Here is a 23,099-nt window from a genome sequence, read left to right as displayed (position 1 = left end):
TGTAGATATGAGCGACTTGATAGAAGAAGTACAGCGACAGACCAACCTATCCCTGGGCAACCAGATGGAGATGCTGACCTTTCATCTAAGCGACAGGCAGTTGTATGCGATTAATGTGTTTAAGATCGTTGAGGTCTTTGAGTGTCCAAAGAAGATAACCAAGATGCCTAATTCGCACTATGCCGTTAAGGGCTCTATTAACTTCAGGGGAAAATCCATTATAGTGATAGACCTATCGGAGGTGCTGGGCCTTGAACCCGTTGACTATAAAAACACCATCAGCTACGTAATTGTGTGTGAGTACAGCACGACAACGCAAGGCTTTCTGGTTAGTGAGCCCGATACGCTAATCAACAAGAGCTGGGAGGACATTAAAGCCCCCTCCGGAATAATGACTAACTCCACATATCTCACGGCACTGGCGTTTTTGACGGACAATACAACCGTCCAAATACTCGACATAGAGAAAATCCTGACAGAGATAATCGGAGTCGATGAACATATATCGGAGGAAGTGACAAAACAAAAAATTGACATCGACTTTAAGCAATTCCACATAATGATTGTAGAGGATTCAAAAACGGCACGGGCTATGATGCAATCCGTCCTGGAACAGTTGGGCGTCACCTACACGTTTATGGAAAACGCCGTCAACGCACTTACCATGCTTGAAGAGCTTGCCGTTGAACACACACCGTTATCGGAAAAATTCTTCATGATCATCTCTGATATAGAGATGCCAGGCATGGATGGCTTTACGTTTACCAAGAGAATAAAGGAAAACCCCAAACTCTCTGACCTCTACGTTGTGCTGCACAGCTCCCTGAGTGACTCCTCCACCGTGTTGAAGACCAAAAAATATGGCGCCGATGACTTCATATCAAAGTTCAACCCCGACTCAATTGCAAAGACAATATTAAATCGTATATCGGGCACTGCATAAGAAAAGAACGTCAACTTTAAAAGGCATGGTAAAATGGGGTCAAGGGGACTTCTTCGTGGCCGGGGTGCCTCACCCCCTGGAGCGGAAAAGAAGCTCCGCCGCCCTCCTTTTTTCTTTATCACTTGCCGATGCAGAAGTTGTTGAATATCTTTTTGAGGATGTCGTTGGGTGTGACGATGCCTGTGATTTCGCCGATGTGATTTAGGGCGTTTCTTAGTTCCAGGGCTGTTATTTCAATGGGGGTGGCGTCTCTGAGGCAATGGATGGCTTGAGTCAGTGCGGCGATGGTGTTATCTATGGCCGTCTTGTGTCTGAGGTTGGTGATAAGTACGCCCTCCCTTGAGTCAATACCGGACTTCAAGGTCAGGTTAAAGATGGCCTGTTTTAGTTCGTTGATCCCTTGGCCGGTCTTTGCCGATAGGGTTACGAGCGGTATGGTCGGCGAGTTGGTACGTTCAAAGGCGTCTCTGACGAGTTGGGGCGATAACAGGATTGGCTTGTCAGCCTTATTTACGACTGCGATAGACGTCTTTGCCGCGGTCCTGTCGATAACGGAGATATCCTCGTTGCTGAGGCCATTGTCTGTGCCATCAAGCACCACCAGCACCAGGTCGGCGACCTCAATCGCCCTGATGCTCCTGTCCACCCCTTGGCACTCAGCGGGGTCCTCCGGGGTAGGACGTATGCCTGCCGTGTCGATGATCCGCACGGGGATGCCTTCGACGTTGATGTACTCTTCGATGGTGTCCCGCGTGGTGCCGGGGAAGGCGGTGACTATTGCCCTGTCACGCTGCACAAGGGCATTTAGCAACGACGACTTACCGACGTTGGGTCTGCCGGCAATGGCAACTGATAGCCCCTCGCGCAAAAGTCGTCCCCGGTCGTAGGTGCCGGAGAGTTGGGTGAGTTCGTCTCTGAGGTCATGCACCTGCTCCAGTATCTCCTGGTGCGTAGAGAGTTCTATGTCCTCCTCCGGAAAGTCTATGTATGCCTCAACGTGTGCACAGACCTCCGTAAGCCTCTCCGATATATCGGTCAATCGCTGCGACAACCCTCCACTGAGCTGTTGCATGGCAACGGCGGCGCTCTGCTGAGTCCTGGCCATTATGACGTCACACACGGCTTCGGCCTGAGCCAGGTCTATCCTGCCGTTTAGAAATGCGCGCAGTGTAAATTCCCCCGGATTGGCCAACCGTGCCCCGCACCTAAGCACCGCATCAAGCACCCTCCTCAGGGGGATCAGACCACCGTGACAGTTTATCTCAACCACGTCCTCCCTCGTGTAACTGTTGGGGGCACGCATGAGCGTCAGAAGCACCTCGTCAAGAACGCCCTGACCATCCACGATGTGGCCATATGTTACCGTGTGTGAGGGCAGAGATGAGACCGCCTTGCCAACCTTAGCATCCTTGCCGGCTTTACTACTGATACTACCACAGACAAAGAGGACATCGGCAATTGCTATTGCCCCATCCGCCGCACCTTCTCCACCTGATCCGTTGCCACTGAGCCTAATGATACCGATACCCCCATGCCCTGGAGGCGTCGATATGGCCACTATGGTGTCATCCACCTGTGCTTCTACGTACCTTGTTTGCGGCAGTACGAAAGACGGACATATCCAGGGCAGCCAGGGTCAGGTTTTCCGTGTTTTTTTCGATTGACTCTTCGGTAATCCTGCCACATGGCAACACGGCCGTGCGTACTATCTTTAGCGCCCAGGCATAGGGCATAATCTCATTGTCAGCAGTTTGGGGATTGAGACTTGCACGGATGGCCTTTATCATGGAGGTGGCAAGACGCCAGTGTTCAAAGATGTCTGCGCTGACTTCGAGGTTATTGATACCAATGAACTTGTGCTCCACCTCATATATTGCATCCTCATCCTGCAGGTACCTGATCTCCCGGTTGAAGTTGTCCTTTTTGCCCGATGCTATGAGTTCGGTGGCGATGATGATCTTTCCGACTTCGTTGATAAAGGCCGCCGGAACCAGTATATCCAGTTTGTTCTTGTCTACATTATAGTACCAGTTATACATAAGTGCGCTTTGCAGTTGTGAGGAATTAATAAAGGCAGCAGGTGTTACGCCATAAGGAGAGAGATTTATCTTTACGGAGTTTCTGACGGCACTTGCCAGAGCGAACCCAAATACCACAGTCATACCAAAGATGGCTACGGCGTGTTCGACGGTCTTGATGTTGCCTGAAAAGCCATAGGACGGTGAGTTTGCAAGCCTCAGCAGGTTTGCCGTAAGCATGGGGTCATGCTCCACGACGTTGGCAAGCTCCTTTAAGCCCGAATTTGGGTCCTGACATATCTGCTGTATCTTTATGATAGTCTCCGGAAGCGGGGGGAGCGACCTCACCTTATGTGCGATAGATTGTATGTGTTCATCCATAATATTTATTCATCCTTATATTCGTTGTAGATTTCTTTGATATTGGCGATGTTTCTTACAAAAACGTCAACGAGGTAGGGTTCAAAGTGTTTGCCCTTTTCGGATCTCAACAGTTCAACAGTCCCTTCAATGCTCCAGGGGTCTCTGTATGGTCTCTTTGATGTCAGTGCGTCAAAGACGTCTGCAATGGCGACTATTCTGCCGTGTATGGATATGTTGTGTCCTTTTGTTCTGTTGGGATAGCCGGTGCCGTCCCATCTTTCGTGGTGGTCCCTGGCGATGATAGCGGCGGTTTGAAGTATTTCGTTGTCCTCATCTTTTAATATATTGTAGCCGAGGGTTGCGTGTGTCTTTACAATTTCGAACTCCTCAATAGTGAGCTGTTGGGGTTTATTTAGAATGCTGTCGGGGATACCTATATTGCCGACATCGTGCAGGGGGGAGGCGAGTTTGATAATCTCGACGTCGTCTTTTTCGATACCATAGGCTTCGGCCAGCGTCTTTGCATACAGGGAGACCCTTGTGGTATGTTTGGTGGTGTTTAGGTTTTTGAACTCGACGGTGGTTGAGAGTTTGCTGATCAGCTTTGTGTTTGTGTCTTTGAGCTTGTTGTAGAGAAATACGTTTTCAAGCGTAGTGCCTACATACTGGGACAACAAAAGCAGCAGTTCGGCATCGAGGTTTGTAAAGAGGCCTTTTTTCTTGTTGATGGCCTCAATGACCCCTATGACGTTGTCCTTTTTGTCAAAGAGCGGTACTGCGAGGATGGTGTTGGTGACATAGGAGAGCTTTTTGTCCGTAGCACTTGAGAATCTGAAGTCTTTATAGGCATCCGTGACGATTTGTATCTCCCTGGTGTTTGCGGCATAGCCTGCGACGCCGAGATTGACCGCCAGGCGGATTTCCTCCACCCCGTGGGAAAACATCGTCCATAGCTCATTGCGCTTGTCATCGTGTATGAAGATCGAACACCTCTCGGCGTCCACAATGTCCCTCGAGAAGTCGCCAAACTTCTCAAGCAGTCTCCCAAGGTTATTCTCCCTTGATATCTCACTGCCAAGTCTCAACAGCAGGTCTAACTTGTCACTATAATCCATATCTATATCCATTTGTTATTGCAAGCCCATACAGTAAAGAATTGCCTCCAGCAACTTGTTCATATCTATTGGCTTTATGAGGTTGATACAACGGCTGCTGGTGTGTTCATCATCATTGAAGGCTGTTGTTATTATAATTGGCTGTGCGTCATCTATCTCCAGGATTTGCCTTATCATTTCGTTGCCATCCATCACCGGCATGTTTATATCCGTTATGACCACATCCGGCCTGGTGTCTTTATAGATGTCAACCCCCTCTTTCCCGTTAGAGGCCAGGAACACCTGACCAAAACGCCTCTTGAGGTATTTACCTAGGTTAGCCCTAAGAACGTTGTCATCCTCAACGTAGAGGACGGTTAACTCCTTTAGTACACTTTCATTTATATGTGCATCTGACATGTTTAAATCTCTATCCTGAACTGGCAACCATCTGCTGTATTTACCGCCGTTATCGTCCCGTGCATGTTGTTCTCTATTATCACCCTGGCGATGTACAGCCCAAGGCCGGTTCCTCTGCTCTTGTCTTTGGTAGTAAAATATGGGTCAAATATCCTCCCTATTATATCATTGTCTACTCCGCCGCCGTTATCCGTCAAGGTCAGGATCACTTTCCCGGTCTGCGACTGTCTATATGATACGATCTTTACTACTCCATTTGCAACATGGCGTTTTTCAAAGACATCCCTTATGTTTGCCAGGATATTCAGGAGCACCTGTGAGAACTCATTAACGCAGCCATCAATATTGATACTGTTGTCAATGTCAATTTCTACGGCCACTTTTTTACTTCTGAAATAGTCCGTCATCATCGACAAGACCCTGTGTACCGTGTCTGAGAGGTTAAAGCGTGTTTTTTCGCTATTGCCGTCGGTGTAGAAGGCCTTGAATTCGTCTATGGTGTTTGACAGATACAGTAGTTCCTTCATGATGACCTTTGAGGAGTTTGCGATGTAGGCGGCATCGAGTTCCTTAAACCTGTAGGCGTCCTCTATGTCCTGTACCATCGGCCTATTGAACACAGGGGTTGTCTCCAGTGGTGGGCAATGTTAAACAGTAGCTCACCCATGGCGATGTGTCGCGACTGTTCATACATGATCTGGTTCTTGCGCCTGTTTTTTTCCACTTCCTCTTGTATTATCTTGTGGAGTTCTGCATTTAGGGCCATCAATTCGTCCTTGTAACGCCTCTGCAAAGTGACGTCTTTGAGGGTAAACAAAAATAACTCTATCTCATTGGTGTCATCGAGGATAGGCACCAGGGCCAGGTCCCAGTAGGTTGTACCCCACTCCGGATGGTCCGGAAACACAAACGGACGTTCAACCCTGCTGTAGACATACTTACCGGCTTTGGCAGCCTCGGCCTCATCCCTAAAGTCAGTCGGATATACTTCAAAGTGATTGCGTCCGATGAAGTCTGATATGTCCCTCTGGCATACCCGTGCATAGGTATGGCTGACCCTTAGGAAATTAAAATCCCTGTCAAGGAGCACGATGCTGTCTAACGTGTGTTTGAATATCAGGTCCAAGAGGTGTGCGTTTTTTGTGTTTTGCTCGTTTATCCTGTTTATTTCTTTACGCATTCTGATTTCGTTTATTCCAAAGGACAGCAGCTCGGCCATGTGCATCAGGAGGTTTGTTTCGTCCTCATCGAAGGCATCCGGCTCGGTTGCGTATATATTTAATGTGCCATAGACCGCCTTGTCAGAGGTCAGGGGTAAGGCGATGGAAGAGGCAAAGCCTCTTTTGGTTGCCTCCTGGCGCCACGGTTCATATTGAGGGTCAGTCAGGATGTCCCGGCATATGGCCGGTTTACCTGTGCGTATGGCGGTGCCGGTAGGACCACAGCCAATGGGTTCATTATTCCATGATATATATATTGAGGTCAGATAACCATCTTCGTAACCAAACTGTGCCTCCGGTCTGACCGTTTTGTCGTTGTCATTTTGCGCATAACCAACCCACGCAAACTTATACCCGGCACTCTCGACAATAACACGGCATGTCTTCTCAAGCAATATTTGTTCGTCCGTGGAGTTAAACAAGACCTTCTGACATTCTCTCACGGCCTTCAGCGCACCCCTGGTACGGCAGAGTACTCGTTCTTGCTCCATGAACCTGGCAACCTGCCTATTACTGGACTCTAATTCCTTCTTGAGTTGCTCTATGAGTCTTTTACTGTCATCCATACCTGTCACATTAATGTTACCATATTCACCCGATGCTATATTGTAACTTATTATCTGTTCATAAGAGAAGGGAGCTAATTGTGGTCCAGTACTCTTAAATTAAATACAGATTTATGCTATACTATTGGTTTAAATTCTATTAAGAGGTAAATGAAGATGAAAGTCAGCGGTTCACAAATAGTCATTGAATCACTTAAGAAGGAGGGCGTCAAGCATATATTTGGTTACCCCGGCGGGGTTGTCTTAAATATATTTGACTACCTGTATGACGATAAGGACATTCAACTGATACTCACCAGGCACGAACAAGGCGCCACGCACATGGCAGATGGCTACTCGAGATCAAGCGGCAAGATAGGCGTTGCCCTTGTAACATCGGGACCCGGAGCCACAAATACCGTCACCGGCCTGGCCACGGCGGCCATGGACTCCATCCCCATCGTGGTATTCACAGGGCAGGTGCCGACCATGCTCATTGGCAACGATGCCTTCCAGGAGGCAGACATTGTGGGCATTACACGTCCATGCACCAAGTACAACTACCTTGTCAAGGACGTCAACGACCTGGCATACATTATCAAGGAGGCCTTTTATATTGCCTCATCGGGCAGACCGGGGCCGGTGCTGATAGACCTGCCCAAGGACATAACGGCAGCCCAGTGCGCCTTTCACTGGCCCGATAAGGTCAACATCAGAAGCTATAACCCCACCCTTGACGGCAACAAGTGGATGATAGAAAAGGCCGCCCAGGTTATCTCAAAGTCCAGGAAGCCTGTAATTCTCTGTGGCGGAGGGGTTATCCTATCCAATGCCTCCGAGCAACTACGGGAGCTGGCTGAGTTCACGCAGATACCCGTCTCTACAACGCTGATGGGTATCGGTGGGTTTCCCTCCAGCAATCACCTGTCCCTGGGGATGCCGGGGATGCACGGCACCTACTATGCCAACATGGCCATACAGGAGTCAGACCTGCTCATCGCCGTCGGTATGAGGTTTGACGACAGGGTTACGGGCAAGCTCGATGCCTTTGCCCCACACGCAAGCATCATACACATAGACATAGACCCCACAACCATACGGAAAAATGTCGAGGTAGACATCCCCATCGTGGGCGACTGCAGGAGGATACTAACCGCCCTCAACCAGATGCTCAAGGAAGGCGAAAAGCCTCAGTGGGATGAGATCAGAAAGCAGTGGATCAAGCAACTTGACCAGTGGAAGGAACTCAGACCAATGACCTACCGGTACGTAGACAACGTGATCAAACCCCAGTACGTCATCGAAAAGCTCTACGAAATAACGGGAGGCGATGCGATAATCACTACCGAGGTTGGACAGAATCAGATGTGGGCGGCACAGTTTTTCAAGTACGACAAGCCGAGGACTTTTCTGTCTTCCGGCGGACTGGGCACGATGGGCTATGGATTTCCGGCGGCCATTGGCGCCCAGGTGGCCAACCCCGACAGGGTCGTCATAGACGTTGCCGGCGATGGCAGCATCCAGATGAACATACAGGAGCTGGCTACCACGATTGCATACAACCTGCCCGTAAAGGTGGCGATCCTCAACAACGGCTACCTGGGGATGGTCAGACAGTGGCAGGAGCTTTTCTACAAGGAGCGCTACTCATACAGTAATCTTTCCAACTTCCCGGACTTCGTCAAGGTGGCCGAGGCATATGGGGCCGTGGGATTGAGGGCTACGAAACCGTCGGAGGTCGAGGACGTCATCAGGGAGGCGTTGAGGGTCAAGAGGCCGGTGTTTATGGACTTCCTCATCGACTGGAAGGAGAAGGTCTACCCGATGGTGCCGGCAGGGGCGCCCATTGACCAGATGATGTTTGAGGAAGAACCAAAGAAAGAAGACAAGAAGCTAAAAGCGGTAAAATAATCTATAGAGGAGTTCAAAGATGAGACATACAATCTCTATTCTTGTGGAAAACAAGTTTGGTGTGCTCTCGCGTGTGTCGGGTCTGTTTAGCGGACGCGGCTACAACATCGAGAGCATCTCAGTGGGCGAGACCCTTGACCCTAAGATATCTATTATGACCATCGTGACAAAGGGCGACGACCAGATTATAGAACAGATAACCAAGCAGTTAAACAAACTCATAGATGTGATCAAGGTCCAGGACCTCTTTGAGGTAGACCACGTTGAGCGTGAGATGGTTCTGATAAAGGTATCTCCCAAGCAGGAGCTCAAGGGTGAGGTCTTGCGTCTGGCGGAGATATTCAGGGGCCGCATCGTGGATTCCAGTCAGAAGACCTACACCATAGAGATCACCGGCGACGAAAAGAAGATAGAGGCATTTATCGAGCTGATGAAGCCAATGGGCGTCAAGGAGTTCGTTCGTTCCGGAAAGATCGCCATCGCAAGAGAGATGCTCAGAAACAAGTAGGCAACACAGAAATGCCTATATAAGGGGTCAAGGGGATCAGCCCCCCTTGATCCCTTATACTGTATATAAACAAACTAAATAGCTCAACTTGGGTTTTTGTTATAAGGTGTTATGGCTTTTTTAGCTCATATGTGTCATTCCTGCGTAAGCAGGAATCCAGAAGTGCAAAGGGCAGGTGATGTTCATTTTCATGGACGATTGAATAATGAGGGTTTAGTCTACATGTATCACTACTTGTTCAGGACTACCAAAATTGCTTCATTTTGCCTGTAAAGTCAAAGAATCAAATCAACAGGGTAATCGCATCAGAGAATCTAACGTTTCCTCTGTTTTATCGTTAATCGTATACCTCACTTCCAGTCACCTACTCTGAGTTTATATGTCCCGCTAAAGCCCCACATCAGCTTTTCCGGTATGACGGAATCAAAGTTTTCTTTTAGCCACGTTACCTTTTTAAGTATTCGTTGTCTTATTGGCCTGTCCAATTTCTCCAGGCCTTCTATCGCATTATCTGTCCATATGATTTCATGCAAATCTTTTAAGCACCTCTTCATGGGAATATGTTGTGCGGGGTTTGTTGAGGCTTTCTAAAAGTCTGGCCTTAAAATCGCTTCTCACGCTAAGACCTGCATCAGGGTCTCCTAAAAACTCTATCAGTTTTTGTTCTATGTATAGGTCTAAATCTTCCGTGGTAATATCCTGTACTTTCATCTTGATCACCTCATGAGTTGGCGTAGCTTCTTGACAGCCTATGGCTGAACCGTTACGATCCTTATTTACCGCTGGGGCATACCCCCTTTCAACTCATTATACAATATGTCGGCAAAAAAATCCCCCTTAACCTCAAAGGTAGCACTCCGGTCCGGCGTGATCACATCGCTTAAACACAGTGACAATGCCATATTGCTAAAATATAAAAGTGCCTTAAATCCTGACAACCACGGTTGGTTGTGGTGCTACCCACCCCCCTTGACACCACTGATAACTATATGCTATGTTAATATTATATTTAAGGATTATGTGGTGAGCATAGCTCAATGGTCAGAGCACTGGACTGTGGCTCCAGGGGCTGGGGGTTCAAGTCCCCTTGTTCACCCTTTTCGTCTTTTTTTTCTCTTCTAATGTCGCGCCTGTAGCTCAGTGGATTAGAGCGGAGGTCTCCGGAACCTCAGGCCGGAGGTTCGAATCCTCTCAGGCGCATGTCTTGCTTTTTCAATTCTGTTGCTGCTATGCTATAACCGGTTAAAAAATTTAAAGGAGGCGGCTTTGTGAAAAAAATCGAGGCCATAATAAAACCGTTCAAATTGGACGAGGTCAAGGATGCCTTAAACGCTATCGGCATACAGGGTATGACCGTCGTTGAGGTCAAGGGGTTCGGACGCCAGAAGGGACACACGGAGCTATACAGGGGGGCGGAGTATGTGATAGACTTTATCCCAAAATTAAAGATCGAGGTTGTCGTATCTGATAACATTCTGGAGACAGTGATAGATACCATCCAAAAAACGGCAAAGACCGGCAAGATTGGCGACGGCAAAATATTCGTCTACAACGCCGAAGAGGCCGTCAGGATAAGAACCGGTGAAAGAGGAGAGCAGGCTCTCTAATTTAAACAGATACAGTAAATCAAAAGCAAATCAGGAGGTAATATGACACCAAACGAGGTAATCGCCTTTGCCAAGGCCAATGATGTGGTAATGGTGAATCTGATCTTCATTGACTTTCCAGGGGTATGGCAGAACCTGTCCGTACCCATAACCCAATTGCATGCGTCATCCTTTGAGGAGGGATTTGGATTTGACGGTTCATCCATAAGAGGGTGGCAGGCAATCAACGCCTCAGACATGCTGGTGCTGCCCGACCCCAGTACCGCTATGCTGGACCCGTTCAGGCAATACCCGACACTCAATCTCATTTGTAACATCCTTGACCCGATCACCAAGGAACCCTACTCCAGAGACCCACGCTTCATTGCCCAGAAGGCGGAGAACTATCTTAAATCCACCGGATTGGCCGATACAGCCTTCTTTGGTCCGGAGGCGGAGTTCTTCATTTTTGACGACATACGCTTTGATCAAAACGCACATAGCGGATACTATTATATAGACTCCAACGAGGGCATATGGAATTCCGGCAGGGATGAAAAACCAAACCTTGGCTACAAGCCCCGCCACAAGGAAGGCTACTTCCCCGTCTCCCCCACTGACTCCCAGGAGGACATCCGGACGGAGATGGTGCTGGCCCTGCAGCGCTGCGGCATAGAGGTAGAGGCACAGCATCACGAGGTGGCAACGGCAGGACAAGGCGAAATAGACATGCGCTTTTCACCGCTGGTAAACATGGCCGATAAGCTCATGATATTTAAGTACGTCATCAGAAACGTCGCCCTTAAACACAAAAAGACCGTTACCTTCATGCCCAAGCCCCTCTTTGGCGACAACGGCTCCGGTATGCACACACATCAGAGTCTGTGGAAGGACGGCAATCCGCTCTTTGCCGGTAACGGTTATGCGGGGTTGAGTGAAATGGCCATGTATTATATTGGCGGCATCTTAAAGCATTCAATTGCCCTGGCTGCGATCACCAATCCGACGACCAACTCGTACAAGAGACTGGTACCCGGTTTTGAGGCCCCGGTGAATCTGGCCTACTCGGCACGCAATCGTTCTGCCTCTATCCGGATACCCATGTACTCACCCAGCCCAAAGGCAAAGAGGTGTGAGGTGCGCTACCCCGATCCATCGTGTAATCCGTACCTGGCCTTTGCTGCAATGCTCATGGCAGGTATCGATGGCATACAGAACCGAATCGACCCGGGCGAGGCATTCGATAAGGACCTATACGATCTCGAGCCAGAGGAATTGGCACGTGTACCGCAGATGCCGGGAAGCCTCGAAGAAGCCCTCAATAATCTCGAGGCAGACCATGAGTTTCTGCTAAGAGGCGACGTGTTCACGGAAGATGCCCTCAGTACGTGGATACGCTACAAGAGAGACAAAGAGGTGGATGCCCTCAGACTAAGACCGCATCCATACGAGTTCTTCCTGTACTACGATATATAGAAACACAATGGGGGGTGCGGCGTGGTGTGCGATTGCTCCGCCCCCCTGTTTTTTACAGTAGCCCCAGTTGTTCTGCGTACTTCTCAAATAGCCTCAACCCTCGCATTTGAGGTTCTGCCATTTCGTAGCCGATAGTCTGCCAGTACCGGAGCAGGATATCCAGCGCAATTATGCCGGCGTAGGGGGATTGGATGGCAATATCGGGGAGGTTTGACATGGCCTCGGCCCTGGCTTGGTCGAGGTCGCATCGGAGACTATTGAGCAACTCGGCATTAAAACCCTTTTGCGCAAACCACAGGGCAAAGACAAAAGACTCACCCGTCTTTTCATACCATATGGAACTGAGGTCGTAGGCGTACAACTGTTCGCTACGACGTTGAGCCTCTATGAGGGCATCGTCGCCTATGAGCAGATAGGCTGGATGTTGTGACAGTCCCGCCATCAGGGGTACGGTTGAACCACGGAGGTTGCAGTCAAGACCATAGAACTCCCTCAGTATGATCCTTAATAGAACCGTGGAGGTCTCTGCCTGTGTCGTAGTCAGTACCGTGGCGCCGTCTAAACGCTCTATCTCAACGGTGCTGAATAGGATGATGCTCATCACCTGCCCGCATGCACTGATGCAATGCCCTGGTATGAGGTCGTACAGGTGGCGGTTTCTGAGATACTCAATCGATGAGGCAGGGCCAACGTCGATGAGTCCCTGTCTCATGAGTGCATTGACCTGGGAAGGCACGCCCCCTGTAAACTCATATCGCAACCTTGCCCTGTCTCCGAGTCTTTCAAGACAGTGAAAGATCGGGTATAGGTTGGCAAAATCTATCCTGCCTATCCTCAATAGAGTTTTATTCCTTCATGCTTAATCTTATAACACAAAGTAGACATATCATCTGACAACTTGCTGAACTCATCCACTGTGTATACTAAGATGTCTTCTGGTATTTTTAAGTCTCTTAACACCCTGAGACCTTTGATTGGCCGTTTGTATGGTTTATCATCCGACATTTCGATTATTACAAGCAAATCAATGTCGCTTTCATATGTCGGCTTACCCCACGCATACGACCCAAATAAGTAAATAGCTTTTGGATCGTATACGCTTACCAATCTATCCTTTATTACTTCTATTAAATCTAAATCTGCTAAGTAGTTTCGATTCATAAAGTTGTCAATTCACAAGCAGAGGCTTGTTATCCCTTTATCACACCTAGGGGCTTTAGCATGGCCACTTTTTTTGAGATACCGGCGGAGTCTACAACATCGATGACGTCCGAGATGTCCTTGTATGCTTCTGACATTTCTTCGGCGAGCGTGCCCCTGCCGGCACTCATTACCGTGACACCGATGTCCTCCATCTCGCGCCAGATGGCACGTCCTTTGGCCTTTTTGAGGGCCTGGTGGCGCGACAACACCCGACCTGCTCCATGGCAGGTGGAGCCAAAGGACTGCTGCATCGCCCCCTCCGTGCCAACAAGTACAAACGATGCCCGCCCCATGTCCCCCGGGATGAGCACCGGTTGGCCGATGTGGCGGTAGACGTCGGAGAGTTCCCGGTGTCCGGGGGGCAGGGCAAGCGTGGCGCCCTTTCTGTGTACCACGAGGTTGTCGGTGCCGTGTTTCTCCACCTTGGCGATGTTGTGCGCAACGTCGTAGACCAGACTCAGGCCAAGTTCCTGGGGACTGCCCTTAAAGACCTGTGATATTGCCTCCATGCACCAGTACATGATACACTGACGGTTGGCCCAGGCGTAGTTGGCTGCACCCTTCATCGCCGAAAAGTAGTCTTGACCCTCCTGGGTATTAAACGGGGCACAGGCCAACTCCTTGTCGGCCAGTTGGATGTCGTACTTCCTGGAGGCTTGCTCCATTGTGGAGAGGAAGTCCGTGCAAACCTGGTGCCCAAACCCGCGCGACCCCGTGTGGATCATCACAGTGACTTGGTTTTTAAACAACCCGAAGGCATCTGCCGTTCGCTCGTCGTATATTTCGCTGACGTACTGCACCTCCAGGAAGTGATTTCCCGACCCTAGGGTGCCCTGCTGTTTTCTGCCCCTGTCGTATGCCTTGTCGCTTATGACCGAAGTATCAACATCCTGTAGACAGCCACCGGATTCGGTTTTTTCTATGTCCTCTGCACTGCCAAAACCATGCTCTACCGCCCACCTTGCACCCTTGACGACTACACTGCGCTGGTCGTCACTGTTGAGTCTGAGTTGGCCGCGTGAACCCACCCCAGATGGCACCTGACTGTATAGGACCCCAACGAGGTCCTTCATCCTTGGAAGCACCCTGCTCTTGTCAAGGTTACTTCTAAGGAGCCTGACCCCTCAGTTTATGTCATAGCCCACGCCACCGGGTGAGATTATACCGCCATTGTCTATGTCAAACGCCGCCACCCCGCCAATGACAAACCCATAGCCAGTGTGTATGTCGGGCATGGCCAGCGATGCCCCCACAATACCCGGCAGCATGGCCACGTTGGCCACTTGGGCAATAGCTTGGGGCTCAAGCAGTTGCTCCAAATGCTTATTTACGTATATCAGCCCCCGCACCCGCATACCTTCCTTAAAGCCCACGGGTACCTCAAGCCTGTTGTTGTCTAATCTGTTTAGTTGCGTCATCTCTGTAGACCTCCTTAATACCTGTGTATAATTCTATGATAGCATTTGTTCCGGCGATTTGGAAAGAAGAAGAAATAAGGTGGAGGGGCCTTGAGTTTGTGGGTGGGACGTTTGTCGGTTATGCAGCGGGAAAAAAAATCGGCTACTGCATGAAAAACGTCTTAACGATAAGGGATATCATGCCGGCCAGCATACCGCCCAACATCAACTTGAGCAGGACCATTTCACCGCTAATCCTGGCAACGTCTTCCCTGATCTTGGCGCTGTCCTCCTTGACCTTTGCGATTTCGTCTCTGAGTCTGAATTCCGTCTTTGCGATTTCTTCCTTGAGTTTGAGTTCTGTCTTGTTGACGTCTTCCTTGACTTTGGCTATATTTTCCTTGAGTCTGGTCTCTACCTTAAACAAGTCGTCCTTAGTCGCCAAGTCTCTTCTGGTGTCTAGCCCAGCCTCACTGATGACCTTGACGAAGGCCTCAGTTGCCTCGTCTCCTAACTTTTCCCTTAATATCCGCGGTATCGTTATTACGCTCATGGATTTATTATACAACGGATGTTCTGGGTTTTGACTGTAAAAAATCGTGTAACCCCTTGACACTAAACGATTATTCAAAATTGATAGTGTCTACATTTTAAAATTCTTTGCTATATTAATAAGTTATCATGAAATGTATTATACCATGCCTCACTAATAAAATCAAGTTTTAGTGTCTACGTGTTTACACATTTTCTTTTATAAAACCTTATATTTAAAGGAAGTAAGCCTTTTTTTGCGCAGAACATCCGATACAACCCGTGCCTGCGAAAACGCAAGTCGGGGGATTGTTTTATTTTTTCGACCCCTTGACAAATTCACCCGATCTTTTTCTATACTACATTATGTTTAAACTTAACGTACCTGATGAGAAAAATATAAGGCCCAGGGCCTCTGGCACCCCTATTGCGAGCAAGCACATATAACGCATCCTTAATAGCCTGTTTCCTTAATAACTAATCCTTCAACTTCCGTCCTAATCTTTGCTTTTTTGCCGCGTGAATATTGCCTGATCGTTGCCTACGCCGGAACCGTCAGCCTGCCGCAGACGGGACAGACGACGATCTACGCCACGGGCGACGACGGAGATCTAAAGAAGGGTGTGGCCTGGCCATATCCGAGATTCGCAGACAACGGTGACCAGACGATCACCGACAACCTCACCGGCCTGGTCTGGACGAAGGATGCCGGTACACCTACGGTGGGCAGTTGCACCGGCGGCGGTAAGACCTGGCAGGCGGCGCTGGATTACGTGGCCTGCCTAAATACCGCAAGCTATCTTGGCAGTACCGATTGGCGCCTGCCAAACATCAACGAGTTAGAGAGCCTATTCAACGTACATAGATATCCTCAGTCAACATGGCTAAGTTCTCAAGGCTTTACCAATGTGCAATCTGGCTTCTACTGGTCGTCTACGTCCTACGCTGGCAGTCGTGGGTCGTCAGCATGGTCGGTGGCGGCGTCTACATGTACATCATGGACGGCTTGACTATGTCCAGTGGAGGCATGGTGTCATTTGGTCTCTCCGGCGACTGGCAACCGAAATAACGAAGAAGAGAAAGAAGGGGGCGGCTCCGCTTCTTGACGCTCCAGGTCGCACCTGGCCCCCTTCAGATCTGTTGCAATATGGCAACCATGTTACGCAAAAACATAGCCCAAGTATGATAAAATATTAGATGGCAAGTAGAAAAAATATTGATACATTGATGAGAGAGCTTAGTTTGGGACTTAGGAGGTTGTATGGCGGACGTTTGCGAGGAGTTTATCTCTTTGGCTCCCATGCCCGCGGAGATAGTGATCAGGAATCCGATGTTGACGTACTGATAGTTCTGGATGCTATAGGAAACTACGCTCATGAAGTGGATAGTACCGGATATCTGGTTTCAGGCATCTCTCTTGAGTATGGTGTCAGTGTCAGTCGCATATTTGTCTCCCATAGCGACTGGCTCAATGGCAATACGCCCTTTATAATGAATGTACGTGGCGAGGCCGTTGCCTCATGATGGAGGTAACCCAAAAACTTCTGGACAAAGCATCAAGGGCAATATCTGCTGCCCAATTCCTTTTAAGCAGAGGGGATGTCGATTTTGCAGCGGGCAGGGCTTATTATGCGATGTTTTATACTACGGAGGCGCTGCTGAATGAGAAAACGCTCAATTTTAGGAAACACGGAAGTATTCACAGCGCCTTTGGGGAGCATTTCGTTAAGACCGACCTTTTTGATAAAAGGTTTCACAGGTGGCTACTGGATGCTTACGATAAACGGGTATTAGGTGACTATGGTATAGAATCCACCCTTAGCAACGATGACGTTAAGACTATGATCGAGCAAGCCAAGGAGTTTCTGCTGGAGGTAAGATGTTATATGGCAGAACACCACAAGCGGTGACATATATAGATGTACGTCATGGACGGTGTGAATAAGACCAGCGGTGGGTTGGCCTCTCCGACGACTGGCAGCCGAAATAACGAAGAAGAGAAGGGCTTTGTCCCCCCTTGCCCCCTTCCTGCGAGAGCCTTGAGTTTGTGGGTGGGACGTCGGTCGGTTATGCAGCGGGAAAAAAATCGGCTACTGCATGAAAAACGTCTTAACGATAAGGGATATCATGCCAGCCAGCATACCGCCCAACATCAACTTGAGCAGGACCATTTCACCGCTAATCCTGGCAACGTCTTCCCTGATCTTGGCGCTGTCTTCCTTGACCTTTGCGATTTCGTCCCTGAGTCTGATCTCTGTCTTTGCGATTTCTTCCTTGAGTTTGAGTTCTGTCTTGTTGACGTCTTCCTTAACTTTAGCTATATTTTCCTTGAGTCTGGTCTCTACCTTAAACAAGTCGTCCTTAGTAGCCAAGTCTCTCCTGGTGTCCAGACCCGCCTCGCTGATGACCTTGACGAAGGCCTCAGTTGCCTCCTCGCCGAGCTTGTCTCTTAACACCCGCGGTATCGTTATTACGCTCATGGATTTATTATACAACCCGTACCTGCGAAAACGCAAGTCGGGGGATTGTTTTATTTTTTCGACCCCTTGACAATTGCACCCGATATATTGCTAAACTATCCTAGTGCTTAAACTTAACGTACCTGAGGAGAAAAATATAAAGGCCCAGGGCCTCTGGCATCCCTATTGCAAGCAAGCAAGCAAGCAAGCAAGCAAGCAAGCAAGCAAGCAAGCAAGCAAGCACATATAACGCATCCTTTAATAGTCTGTTTCCTTATCACCAATCCTTCAACGTCCGTCCTTATACCTATTTTTTTGCCGCGTGAATATTGCCTGATCGCTGCCTGTGGCTATTTCCTTGCTTTTAGCCATTTAACACGATCCGTTAATAGAATAAGCAGGCCGGTTTTACCGGTCATGCAGGGGACAAAAATCAAGAATTGTTTTAGGAGGAAGTTATGGTTGAAACAAACAACAACCCAAGGAAGAAGCATCTCCAAACCTTTAACGCGCCCGGCGTAAAGGTCTTGCTCACCCTGGTGTTAATCGTGGTACTCGGAGTCGCGTGCCTTACCGGAGCCGCCTACGCCGGTACCATCGAGCTGCCCAAGACGGGGCAGACCACCACCTACGCCACGGGCGACGACGGCGCAATCCAGGCGGGCGTGGCCTGGCCCAGCCCGCGCTTTACCGCCGCTACCAACACGGTCACCGACAACCTAACGGGGCTGATGTGGACGAAAGACGCCAACCTTGCCGGAACCGTAACATGGCAAGGTGCCCTGGACTATGTCACGTCAATGAACACCGGAGCTGGTACGTATGGCTATACCGACTGGCGGTTGCCAAACATCAACGAACTGGAGAGCCTTGTCAACGCCGAACAAGCTAATCCGGCGACATGGCTGAATTCGCAGGGCTTTACCAATGTGCAGTCTCTCTACTACTGGTCGTCTACGTCCTTCGCTGACAGTACGTCCGGCGCGTGGTTCGTCTACATGGGCGTTGGCTTCGTCCACGCCAACGTTAAGTCGTACGGCCTCTACGTGTGGCCGGTACGGAGCGGACAATAGGTCATTTGATAATTTGATTATTTGGATATTTTACAATGGCACAGTATGAGCATCTTCCAATATACAGGAGGGCCTTTGACATGGTGATATACGTTGATAACACGGTGAGGGGTTTTTCGCGATACAATAAATACAGTATCGGAGGTGATATGAGAGACCTGTCACGAATGGTTATACGGTTGATAATAAAGGCCAATTCAGAGGTTGACAAGATCAACTCACTCACTGTGCTAAGAGATACGATCGAGGAACTCAGGATTGTTTTCAGGGTGGGCAAGGAAGTGAAGGCATTCAAGAATTTTGATGCCTTTAAGCGCCTCATTGAAGACACTATATCATTAAGCAGACAGTGCGAGGGGTGGATGAAATCAGTAAGAGGTAAGAAATAATGCCGGAACTGCCTTTCTTTTTTGTCGGTATAACATCCGCCGAAACAGATTGTCGGGTGTGCATAGAAAATCATTGTGCGCCCATCCCGCCTTACAGGCATTGGCTGGTAATCAGGCATACCGCAGTGGATTGCCTGGTGAAATACTCACAAGTGGATGGGCAAATGTGCAGTCTAACAACTACTGGTCGTCTACGTCCTACGCTAACAATACGTCCAACGCGTGGATCGTCAACATGAACGATGGCAACGTCAACGCCAACGATAAGTCCAACAACAACTACGTGTGGCCGGTACGGAGCGGAGAATGGTTACCGCCTCTCTTTTCTTTTGAAGACCTTTACAGGTGTTACCTCAAGTGCAGGCGTAATAAGAGAAAGACGATGAATGCGCTGAGGTTTGAGGTAAACGCAGAAGAAAAGCTATTTGATCTTTCTGAGGAATTAACAGGAAAGACCTACAGTCCCTCCCGCACTGTCTGTTTTATTTTGGAGCGGCCCAAGATGAGGGAAATAATAGCGGCTGACTTCAGGGACAGGGTTGTACATCACGTGTTGGTTGAAAGGCTTGAGCTGATCTACGAGCCTATCTTTATCTACGACTCCTATGCGTGCAGAAAAGACAAGGGAGTACACAGGGCAGTTGCAAAGGTCAAGTCCTTCATACGTAAAGGGAGCGACAACGGACATAGGAAGCTCTATTATCTGCACATGGATATCAAGAACTTCTTCATGACTATCGAGAAGAACATCCTTTACAGTATGTTGCAAAAGAAGGTAAAGGACAATGACCTGCTATATCTCGCATACACAATAATACACCATAAGCCTACCTCAAACTGCGTGATAAAGGGCGACGTGAATCTATTGAGGCATTTGCCTCACCATAAGAGTCTCTTTCATGCCCCGGAAAACAGAGGTCTGCCGGTGGGTAATCTAACGAGTCAGTTCTTTGCAAATGTATATCTGAATGAGCTTGACCAGTTTGCAAAGCACACCCTCAAGTGCAGGTATTATGTCCGGTATTGCGATGATTTTCTGATCCTCCATACGTCCAGGCAATGGCTTGAGGAGGTAAGAGATAAGGTAAGGGTATTTGTTGAAACCAGATTGTCTCTTGTTGTAAACGAGAGATACGGTGTTGTACATCCGGTAACCAATGGGATAGACTTCCTTGGATACATAATCAGGCAAGAATATACCCTTGTAAGGAGGCGGGTTGTGAATAACCTGATGGCAAGGCTTGACGAGTATGAAAGACGGCTCGTCATAGAAGATGAGACAATGAGGCAGTTCATATACGCTTACGATGTGCTGGAAGGTCTGCGCTGTGTGCTCGCCTCGTACTTTGGACATCTAAAATGGGCCGATACTCATGATTTGAGGAATGCCATACTTGAGAGATATAGCTTCCTGTACGAGTTCTTTTCCTTTGAGTATGACTGCATATTACCGGCCTATCGGTTTGCCGGCCTGTTTAAGACCTCAAAGATGCAGTACCTCTATTACGCGGGTATATTCAGACACTCGGTGATCTTTTTCCAAGTGGGTTATTTCTATGAATTCTATGATGAACCGATAACTGAAGTGCGAGATGCCTTGCGTCTGAAAAGGATGAAAGATAACCAAAGGGGTACGAAGTATGGATTTCCGATGAGTTATGAGTCTGTATATCTGCAAAAACTCATGAAAAGTGGGGTAATGTCGATAGTTATAGTGAAAGAGACAGAAGGTTACATTGGCAGGATAAAAAATCGCCTGCCTGTGCGCCGGGTAGAAACAAAGTGTCTGAACCTTGATTACACGGATTATACAGGATTATGCAGGATTGATTTTTAGGATGAAGCATGATGGTGAGATTAGGTCCAAACGGACGGAAGGATTACCACGGAAAAGGTATGACGCCTTCTCTAACAAATCCTATAAATCCTTGAATCCGTTAAATCCTAGTTCAGACAAAAAGGCATGAACCTTGATTACACGGATTATACAGGATTATGCAGGATTGATTTTTAGGATGAAGCATGATGGTGAGATTAGGTCCAAACGGACGGAAGGATTACCACGGAAAAGGTATGACGCCTTCTCAAGAAAATCTTGTCAATCCTTGAATCCGTTAAATCCTAGTTCAGACAAGAGAATTTAGATGAAGCATGGTGAGATAACGGAGAAGGTAATTGGTTGTGCGCTGAAGGTGCACACAATTATGGGTAACGGTTTTCAAGAGGTGATTTATCAAAGGTGTATGGAAATCGAGATGCTGAAGCAAGGGATTCCGTTTCAGAGGGAGCTTGAGATGTCAATCTTTTACGAAGGAGATATGGTAGGGACACGTAGGGTAGACTTCTTAGTTGCAGACCTTATAATGGTTGAGCTTAAGGCTATAATTGAAATGGAGAAGGTTCACATGGCACAGGCGATAAATTATCTCGAAGCATATAATCTTGAAATAGGCTTATTGATAAACTTCGGTGGTAGAAGCCTGGAGTTTAAACGCCTGTATAACAAGAAGTATGTATCCACAAACCATAAAAGACTGTCTGAACCTTGATTACACTGATTATGCAAGATTATACAGGATTGATTTTCAGGATGAAGCATGATGGTTATACCAGTCTTAACCGGACGGAAGGATTAACAGGAGAAAGGGATAAAGCCCTCTCTAACACATCCTGTAAATCCTTGAATCCGTTAAATCCTAGTTCAGACAAAAAAACAACCAAACAAAGTAGAGCATAAAAAAAGGAGGAAACAAATGTTGAAGAAGGTTATTTTTGCAGTACTGCTTCTCTCTCTAATCTTGCCCGTGGCAGTCATGGCTGCTACCGTAAGCCTGCCCGAAACGGGACAGACAACAAGTTACGCCACAGGCGATGACGGTGCATTACAAAGGGGCGTGGCCTGGCCCAGCCCGCGCTTCACGGACAACGGCAACCAAACGGTCACCGACAACCTCACGGGGCTGATGTGGACGAAGGACGCCAACCTTCCCGGCGGAAGCAGGATATGGCAGCAGGCCCTGGACTATGTCGCGTCAATGAACACCGGAGCCGGTACGTATGGCTATACCGACTGGCAGCTGCCAAACCGGAAAGAGCTGTTTAGTCTGGTTGACCGTGCAATGTATGCCCCATCGCTTCCATCCGGCCACCCCTTTACTAATGTGCAGTCTGACTACTACTGGTCGTCTACGTCCTGCGCTTACAATACGTCCAGCGCGTGGATCGTCCACATGCACTGGGGCTACGTCGGCGCCTTCGGTAAGTCCTTCAACGGCTACTACGTGTGGCCGGTACGGGGCGGACATGTTGATCCTTTGGTCAATTTGGCCATTTCGATCTCCGGCACAGGCGACGGAACCGTCACGAGCGCACCCGCAGGGATTAACTGCGGCGCAACGTGCTCCGCCAGCTTCGCCACCGGCACATCCGTGACCCTGACCGCAACGGCCAGCGACAACGCAACCGCCCCCTCAACATTCGCCGGCTGGAGCTGGGACTGCACCGGAACAACCTCAACCTGCACGCTAACAATGTCGGCAGCAAAGGAGGTAACAGCAACGTTTAACACAGCCACAGAGGAGCAAGGCCCCGGCGGCAACGACCCCAACTACGACGGCAACGGCGACGGCGTCCCCGACAGGCTACAGGGCAACGTGGAGTCATTCCACGCGGCCAACTCACAGTACATAACCGTGGCAGCCGATCCATCCGTCAACATCAGCACCATCAGCTCAGTCACAACCCCCGACCTCGGCGGCCTGGGCCTGACTACAGGCAACGCGAGCACAAAGTTGCCCGTGGGCACTTTGTCGTTCACACTGACGGGTGTCCAGACTGGCACGGTCAACCAGGTGAAGTTCTATCTGCCCCGTGGGATTGTCGTCAATCACGTGAAAAAGTACGGCACTAGCGGATGGTACGACTTCGACTGCAACGGCAAGTTCAGGGGGACGCCCTGCGGCG

25 protein-coding genes, 2 tRNA genes and 1 pseudogene (1 of these 28 running past the window's edge) are annotated in these 23,099 nt (G+C 49.0%); 15 read left to right on the top strand and 13 right to left on the bottom strand.

Features of this window, described 5'->3' with window-relative positions:
- Positions 1 to 7 precede the first annotated feature (7 nt).
- Positions 8 to 943: a chemotaxis protein gene (locus Mcas_RS07420; protein ID WP_040334883.1), complete on the top strand. Its 936-nt coding sequence runs from the start codon at positions 8 to 10 to the stop codon at positions 941 to 943.
- A 118-nt stretch (positions 944 to 1,061) separates the two neighbouring features.
- On the opposite strand, the gene mnmE is transcribed toward Mcas_RS07420, so the two are convergent.
- The 6 genes from mnmE to Mcas_RS07390 are packed head-to-tail and all read right to left on the bottom strand — an operon-like array spanning position 1,062 to position 6,624.
- Complete coding sequence (gene mnmE / locus Mcas_RS07415; RefSeq protein WP_040334882.1) at positions 1,062 to 2,516, bottom strand: tRNA uridine-5-carboxymethylaminomethyl(34) synthesis GTPase MnmE; 1,455 nt, start codon at positions 2,514 to 2,516, stop codon at positions 1,062 to 1,064.
- The gene (locus Mcas_RS07410; protein ID WP_040334881.1) at positions 2,509 to 3,342 is read right to left on the bottom strand and encodes an HDOD domain-containing protein; all 834 of its coding nucleotides are present in this window, start codon (positions 3,340 to 3,342) and stop codon (positions 2,509 to 2,511) included. Before Mcas_RS07410 ends, mnmE begins: the two co-directional genes overlap by 8 nt.
- A 5-nt stretch (positions 3,343 to 3,347) precedes the next feature.
- The gene (locus tag Mcas_RS07405; RefSeq protein ID WP_040334920.1) at positions 3,348 to 4,439 is read right to left on the bottom strand and encodes an HD domain-containing phosphohydrolase; all 1,092 of its coding nucleotides are present in this window, start codon (positions 4,437 to 4,439) and stop codon (positions 3,348 to 3,350) included.
- Between the two features lie 15 nt (positions 4,440 to 4,454).
- Positions 4,455 to 4,838, bottom strand: coding sequence for a response regulator (locus Mcas_RS07400; protein ID WP_052566986.1), 384 nt, complete (start codon positions 4,836 to 4,838; stop codon positions 4,455 to 4,457).
- Positions 4,839 to 4,840: 2 nt separating this feature from the next.
- Positions 4,841 to 5,458, bottom strand: coding sequence for a sensor histidine kinase (locus tag Mcas_RS07395; protein ID WP_156033242.1), 618 nt, complete (start codon positions 5,456 to 5,458; stop codon positions 4,841 to 4,843).
- The gene (locus tag Mcas_RS07390) at positions 5,428 to 6,624 is read right to left on the bottom strand and encodes a GAF domain-containing protein (RefSeq protein ID WP_040334879.1); all 1,197 of its coding nucleotides are present in this window, start codon (positions 6,622 to 6,624) and stop codon (positions 5,428 to 5,430) included. The genes Mcas_RS07395 and Mcas_RS07390 overlap by 31 nt, the downstream gene beginning before the upstream one ends.
- Before the next feature lie 156 nt (positions 6,625 to 6,780).
- On the opposite strand from Mcas_RS07390, the gene ilvB reads away from it, so the two are divergent.
- Complete coding sequence (gene ilvB / locus Mcas_RS07385; protein WP_040334878.1) at positions 6,781 to 8,514, top strand: biosynthetic-type acetolactate synthase large subunit; 1,734 nt, start codon at positions 6,781 to 6,783, stop codon at positions 8,512 to 8,514.
- A 19-nt stretch (positions 8,515 to 8,533) separates the two neighbouring features.
- Complete coding sequence (gene ilvN, locus Mcas_RS07380) at positions 8,534 to 9,022, top strand: acetolactate synthase small subunit (RefSeq protein WP_040334877.1); 489 nt, start codon at positions 8,534 to 8,536, stop codon at positions 9,020 to 9,022.
- Positions 9,023 to 9,372: 350 nt separating this feature from the next.
- Here ilvN and Mcas_RS07375 read toward each other — a convergent pair whose 3' ends face one another.
- Together Mcas_RS07375 and Mcas_RS07370 are read right to left on the bottom strand one after the other, a co-directional pair.
- Positions 9,373 to 9,555: a type II toxin-antitoxin system RelE family toxin gene (locus tag Mcas_RS07375; protein WP_081853690.1), complete on the bottom strand. Its 183-nt coding sequence runs from the start codon at positions 9,553 to 9,555 to the stop codon at positions 9,373 to 9,375.
- A complete protein-coding gene (locus Mcas_RS07370) occupies positions 9,548 to 9,733 on the bottom strand; it encodes a hypothetical protein (RefSeq protein ID WP_040334876.1) in 186 nt (61 codons plus the stop codon). Before Mcas_RS07370 ends, Mcas_RS07375 begins: the two co-directional genes overlap by 8 nt.
- Before the next feature lie 312 nt (positions 9,734 to 10,045).
- Between Mcas_RS07370 and Mcas_RS07365 the strand changes: the two genes are divergently transcribed.
- From Mcas_RS07365 to glnA, 4 genes are all read left to right on the top strand, one after another.
- A tRNA-His gene (locus Mcas_RS07365) sits at positions 10,046 to 10,118 on the top strand.
- A 30-nt stretch (positions 10,119 to 10,148) separates the two neighbouring features.
- Positions 10,149 to 10,222 (top strand) — tRNA-Arg (locus Mcas_RS07360).
- 68 nt (positions 10,223 to 10,290) lie between these two features.
- Positions 10,291 to 10,629 (top strand): P-II family nitrogen regulator, encoded by a 339-nt coding sequence (locus tag Mcas_RS07355; RefSeq protein WP_040334875.1) that lies wholly within the window; start codon positions 10,291 to 10,293, stop codon positions 10,627 to 10,629.
- Between the two features lie 42 nt (positions 10,630 to 10,671).
- Complete coding sequence (glnA, locus tag Mcas_RS07350; RefSeq protein WP_040334874.1) at positions 10,672 to 12,084, top strand: type I glutamate--ammonia ligase; 1,413 nt, start codon at positions 10,672 to 10,674, stop codon at positions 12,082 to 12,084.
- A 52-nt stretch (positions 12,085 to 12,136) separates the two neighbouring features.
- On the opposite strand, the gene Mcas_RS07345 is transcribed toward glnA, so the two are convergent.
- From Mcas_RS07345 to Mcas_RS07330, 4 genes and pseudogenes are all read right to left on the bottom strand, one after another.
- Positions 12,137 to 12,922, bottom strand: a complete 786-nt coding sequence (locus tag Mcas_RS07345; RefSeq protein WP_040334873.1) for a menaquinone biosynthetic enzyme MqnA/MqnD family protein — start codon at positions 12,920 to 12,922, stop codon at positions 12,137 to 12,139.
- Entirely contained in the window at positions 12,919 to 13,245 is a 327-nt protein-coding gene (locus Mcas_RS07340; RefSeq protein WP_040334872.1) for a nucleotidyltransferase domain-containing protein, read from the bottom strand. Before Mcas_RS07340 ends, Mcas_RS07345 begins: the two co-directional genes overlap by 4 nt.
- A gap of 29 nt (positions 13,246 to 13,274) precedes the next feature.
- A pseudogene (locus Mcas_RS07335) lies at positions 13,275 to 14,705 on the bottom strand (RtcB family protein).
- Positions 14,706 to 14,847: 142 nt separating this feature from the next.
- Positions 14,848 to 15,237 (bottom strand): LA_3696 family protein, encoded by a 390-nt coding sequence (locus Mcas_RS07330; protein WP_040334871.1) that lies wholly within the window; start codon positions 15,235 to 15,237, stop codon positions 14,848 to 14,850.
- A gap of 490 nt (positions 15,238 to 15,727) precedes the next feature.
- Here Mcas_RS07330 and Mcas_RS07325 point away from each other — a divergent pair, with 490 nt between their 5' ends.
- From Mcas_RS07325 to Mcas_RS07315, 3 genes are all read left to right on the top strand, one after another.
- A complete protein-coding gene (locus Mcas_RS07325; RefSeq protein WP_052566985.1) occupies positions 15,728 to 16,225 on the top strand; it encodes an Lcl C-terminal domain-containing protein in 498 nt (165 codons plus the stop codon).
- Positions 16,226 to 16,412: 187 nt separating this feature from the next.
- Positions 16,413 to 16,739, top strand: coding sequence for a nucleotidyltransferase domain-containing protein (locus tag Mcas_RS07320; protein WP_081853688.1), 327 nt, complete (start codon positions 16,413 to 16,415; stop codon positions 16,737 to 16,739).
- Complete coding sequence (locus Mcas_RS07315; RefSeq protein WP_040334870.1) at positions 16,736 to 17,125, top strand: HEPN domain-containing protein; 390 nt, start codon at positions 16,736 to 16,738, stop codon at positions 17,123 to 17,125. Before Mcas_RS07320 ends, Mcas_RS07315 begins: the two co-directional genes overlap by 4 nt.
- Before the next feature lie 180 nt (positions 17,126 to 17,305).
- On the opposite strand, the gene Mcas_RS07310 is transcribed toward Mcas_RS07315, so the two are convergent.
- A complete protein-coding gene (locus tag Mcas_RS07310; RefSeq protein WP_040334869.1) occupies positions 17,306 to 17,695 on the bottom strand; it encodes an LA_3696 family protein in 390 nt (129 codons plus the stop codon).
- A 644-nt stretch (positions 17,696 to 18,339) separates the two neighbouring features.
- Here Mcas_RS07310 and Mcas_RS07305 point away from each other — a divergent pair.
- The 5 genes from Mcas_RS07305 to Mcas_RS16515 form a co-directional block, all read left to right on the top strand.
- Positions 18,340 to 18,747: an Lcl C-terminal domain-containing protein gene (locus tag Mcas_RS07305; RefSeq protein WP_162176274.1), complete on the top strand. Its 408-nt coding sequence runs from the start codon at positions 18,340 to 18,342 to the stop codon at positions 18,745 to 18,747.
- A gap of 80 nt (positions 18,748 to 18,827) precedes the next feature.
- Positions 18,828 to 19,136 (top strand): four helix bundle protein, encoded by a 309-nt coding sequence (locus Mcas_RS07300; protein WP_040334868.1) that lies wholly within the window; start codon positions 18,828 to 18,830, stop codon positions 19,134 to 19,136.
- A 58-nt stretch (positions 19,137 to 19,194) separates the two neighbouring features.
- Positions 19,195 to 20,973, top strand: coding sequence for a reverse transcriptase domain-containing protein (locus Mcas_RS16520; protein WP_156033240.1), 1,779 nt, complete (start codon positions 19,195 to 19,197; stop codon positions 20,971 to 20,973).
- 307 nt (positions 20,974 to 21,280) lie between these two features.
- Entirely contained in the window at positions 21,281 to 21,685 is a 405-nt protein-coding gene (locus Mcas_RS07290; protein ID WP_040334867.1) for a GxxExxY protein, read from the top strand.
- A 204-nt stretch (positions 21,686 to 21,889) separates the two neighbouring features.
- Positions 21,890 to 23,099, top strand: the 5' portion of a protein-coding gene (locus Mcas_RS16515; protein WP_052566981.1) for an Lcl C-terminal domain-containing protein. Its footprint extends 593 nt past the window's final position; the window shows 1,210 of its 1,803 coding nt (coding positions 1–1,210); its start codon is at positions 21,890 to 21,892; its stop codon lies beyond the right edge, outside the window.

This window comes from Candidatus Magnetobacterium casense, assembly GCF_000714715.1.
In the GTDB taxonomy this organism is placed as follows: domain Bacteria; phylum Nitrospirota; class Thermodesulfovibrionia; order Thermodesulfovibrionales; family Magnetobacteriaceae; genus Magnetobacterium; species Magnetobacterium casense.
Note: the sequence above shows the minus strand (reverse complement) of the source record. Positions and strands in the feature narration are given on the sequence as shown.

What these genes read in the sequence shown, in the direction of transcription:
- Mcas_RS07340 (WP_040334872.1), bottom strand. Translation starts at nt 13,245, where the DNA reads ATGAATCGAAACTACTTAGCAGATTTAGATTTAATAGAAGTAATAAAG.
- Mcas_RS07405 (WP_040334920.1), bottom strand. Translation starts at nt 4,439, where the DNA reads ATGGATTATAGTGACAAGTTAGACCTGCTGTTGAGACTTGGCAGTGAG.
- Mcas_RS07420 (WP_040334883.1), top strand. Translation starts at nt 8, where the DNA reads ATGAGCGACTTGATAGAAGAAGTACAGCGACAGACCAACCTATCCCTG.
- ilvN (WP_040334877.1), top strand. Translation starts at nt 8,534, where the DNA reads ATGAGACATACAATCTCTATTCTTGTGGAAAACAAGTTTGGTGTGCTC.
- Mcas_RS07290 (WP_040334867.1), top strand. Translation starts at nt 21,281, where the DNA reads ATGAAGCATGGTGAGATAACGGAGAAGGTAATTGGTTGTGCGCTGAAG.
- Mcas_RS07400 (WP_052566986.1), bottom strand. Translation starts at nt 4,838, where the DNA reads ATGTCAGATGCACATATAAATGAAAGTGTACTAAAGGAGTTAACCGTC.
- glnA (WP_040334874.1), top strand. Translation starts at nt 10,672, where the DNA reads ATGACACCAAACGAGGTAATCGCCTTTGCCAAGGCCAATGATGTGGTA.
- Mcas_RS07410 (WP_040334881.1), bottom strand. Translation starts at nt 3,342, where the DNA reads ATGGATGAACACATACAATCTATCGCACATAAGGTGAGGTCGCTCCCC.
- Mcas_RS07310 (WP_040334869.1), bottom strand. Translation starts at nt 17,695, where the DNA reads ATGAGCGTAATAACGATACCGCGGGTGTTAAGAGACAAGCTCGGCGAG.
- Mcas_RS07300 (WP_040334868.1), top strand. Translation starts at nt 18,828, where the DNA reads ATGGTGATATACGTTGATAACACGGTGAGGGGTTTTTCGCGATACAAT.
- Mcas_RS07330 (WP_040334871.1), bottom strand. Translation starts at nt 15,237, where the DNA reads ATGAGCGTAATAACGATACCGCGGATATTAAGGGAAAAGTTAGGAGAC.
- Mcas_RS07315 (WP_040334870.1), top strand. Translation starts at nt 16,736, where the DNA reads ATGATGGAGGTAACCCAAAAACTTCTGGACAAAGCATCAAGGGCAATA.
- ilvB (WP_040334878.1), top strand. Translation starts at nt 6,781, where the DNA reads ATGAAAGTCAGCGGTTCACAAATAGTCATTGAATCACTTAAGAAGGAG.
- Mcas_RS07390 (WP_040334879.1), bottom strand. Translation starts at nt 6,624, where the DNA reads ATGGATGACAGTAAAAGACTCATAGAGCAACTCAAGAAGGAATTAGAG.
- Mcas_RS07370 (WP_040334876.1), bottom strand. Translation starts at nt 9,733, where the DNA reads ATGAAAGTACAGGATATTACCACGGAAGATTTAGACCTATACATAGAA.
- Mcas_RS07320 (WP_081853688.1), top strand. Translation starts at nt 16,413, where the DNA reads ATGGCAAGTAGAAAAAATATTGATACATTGATGAGAGAGCTTAGTTTG.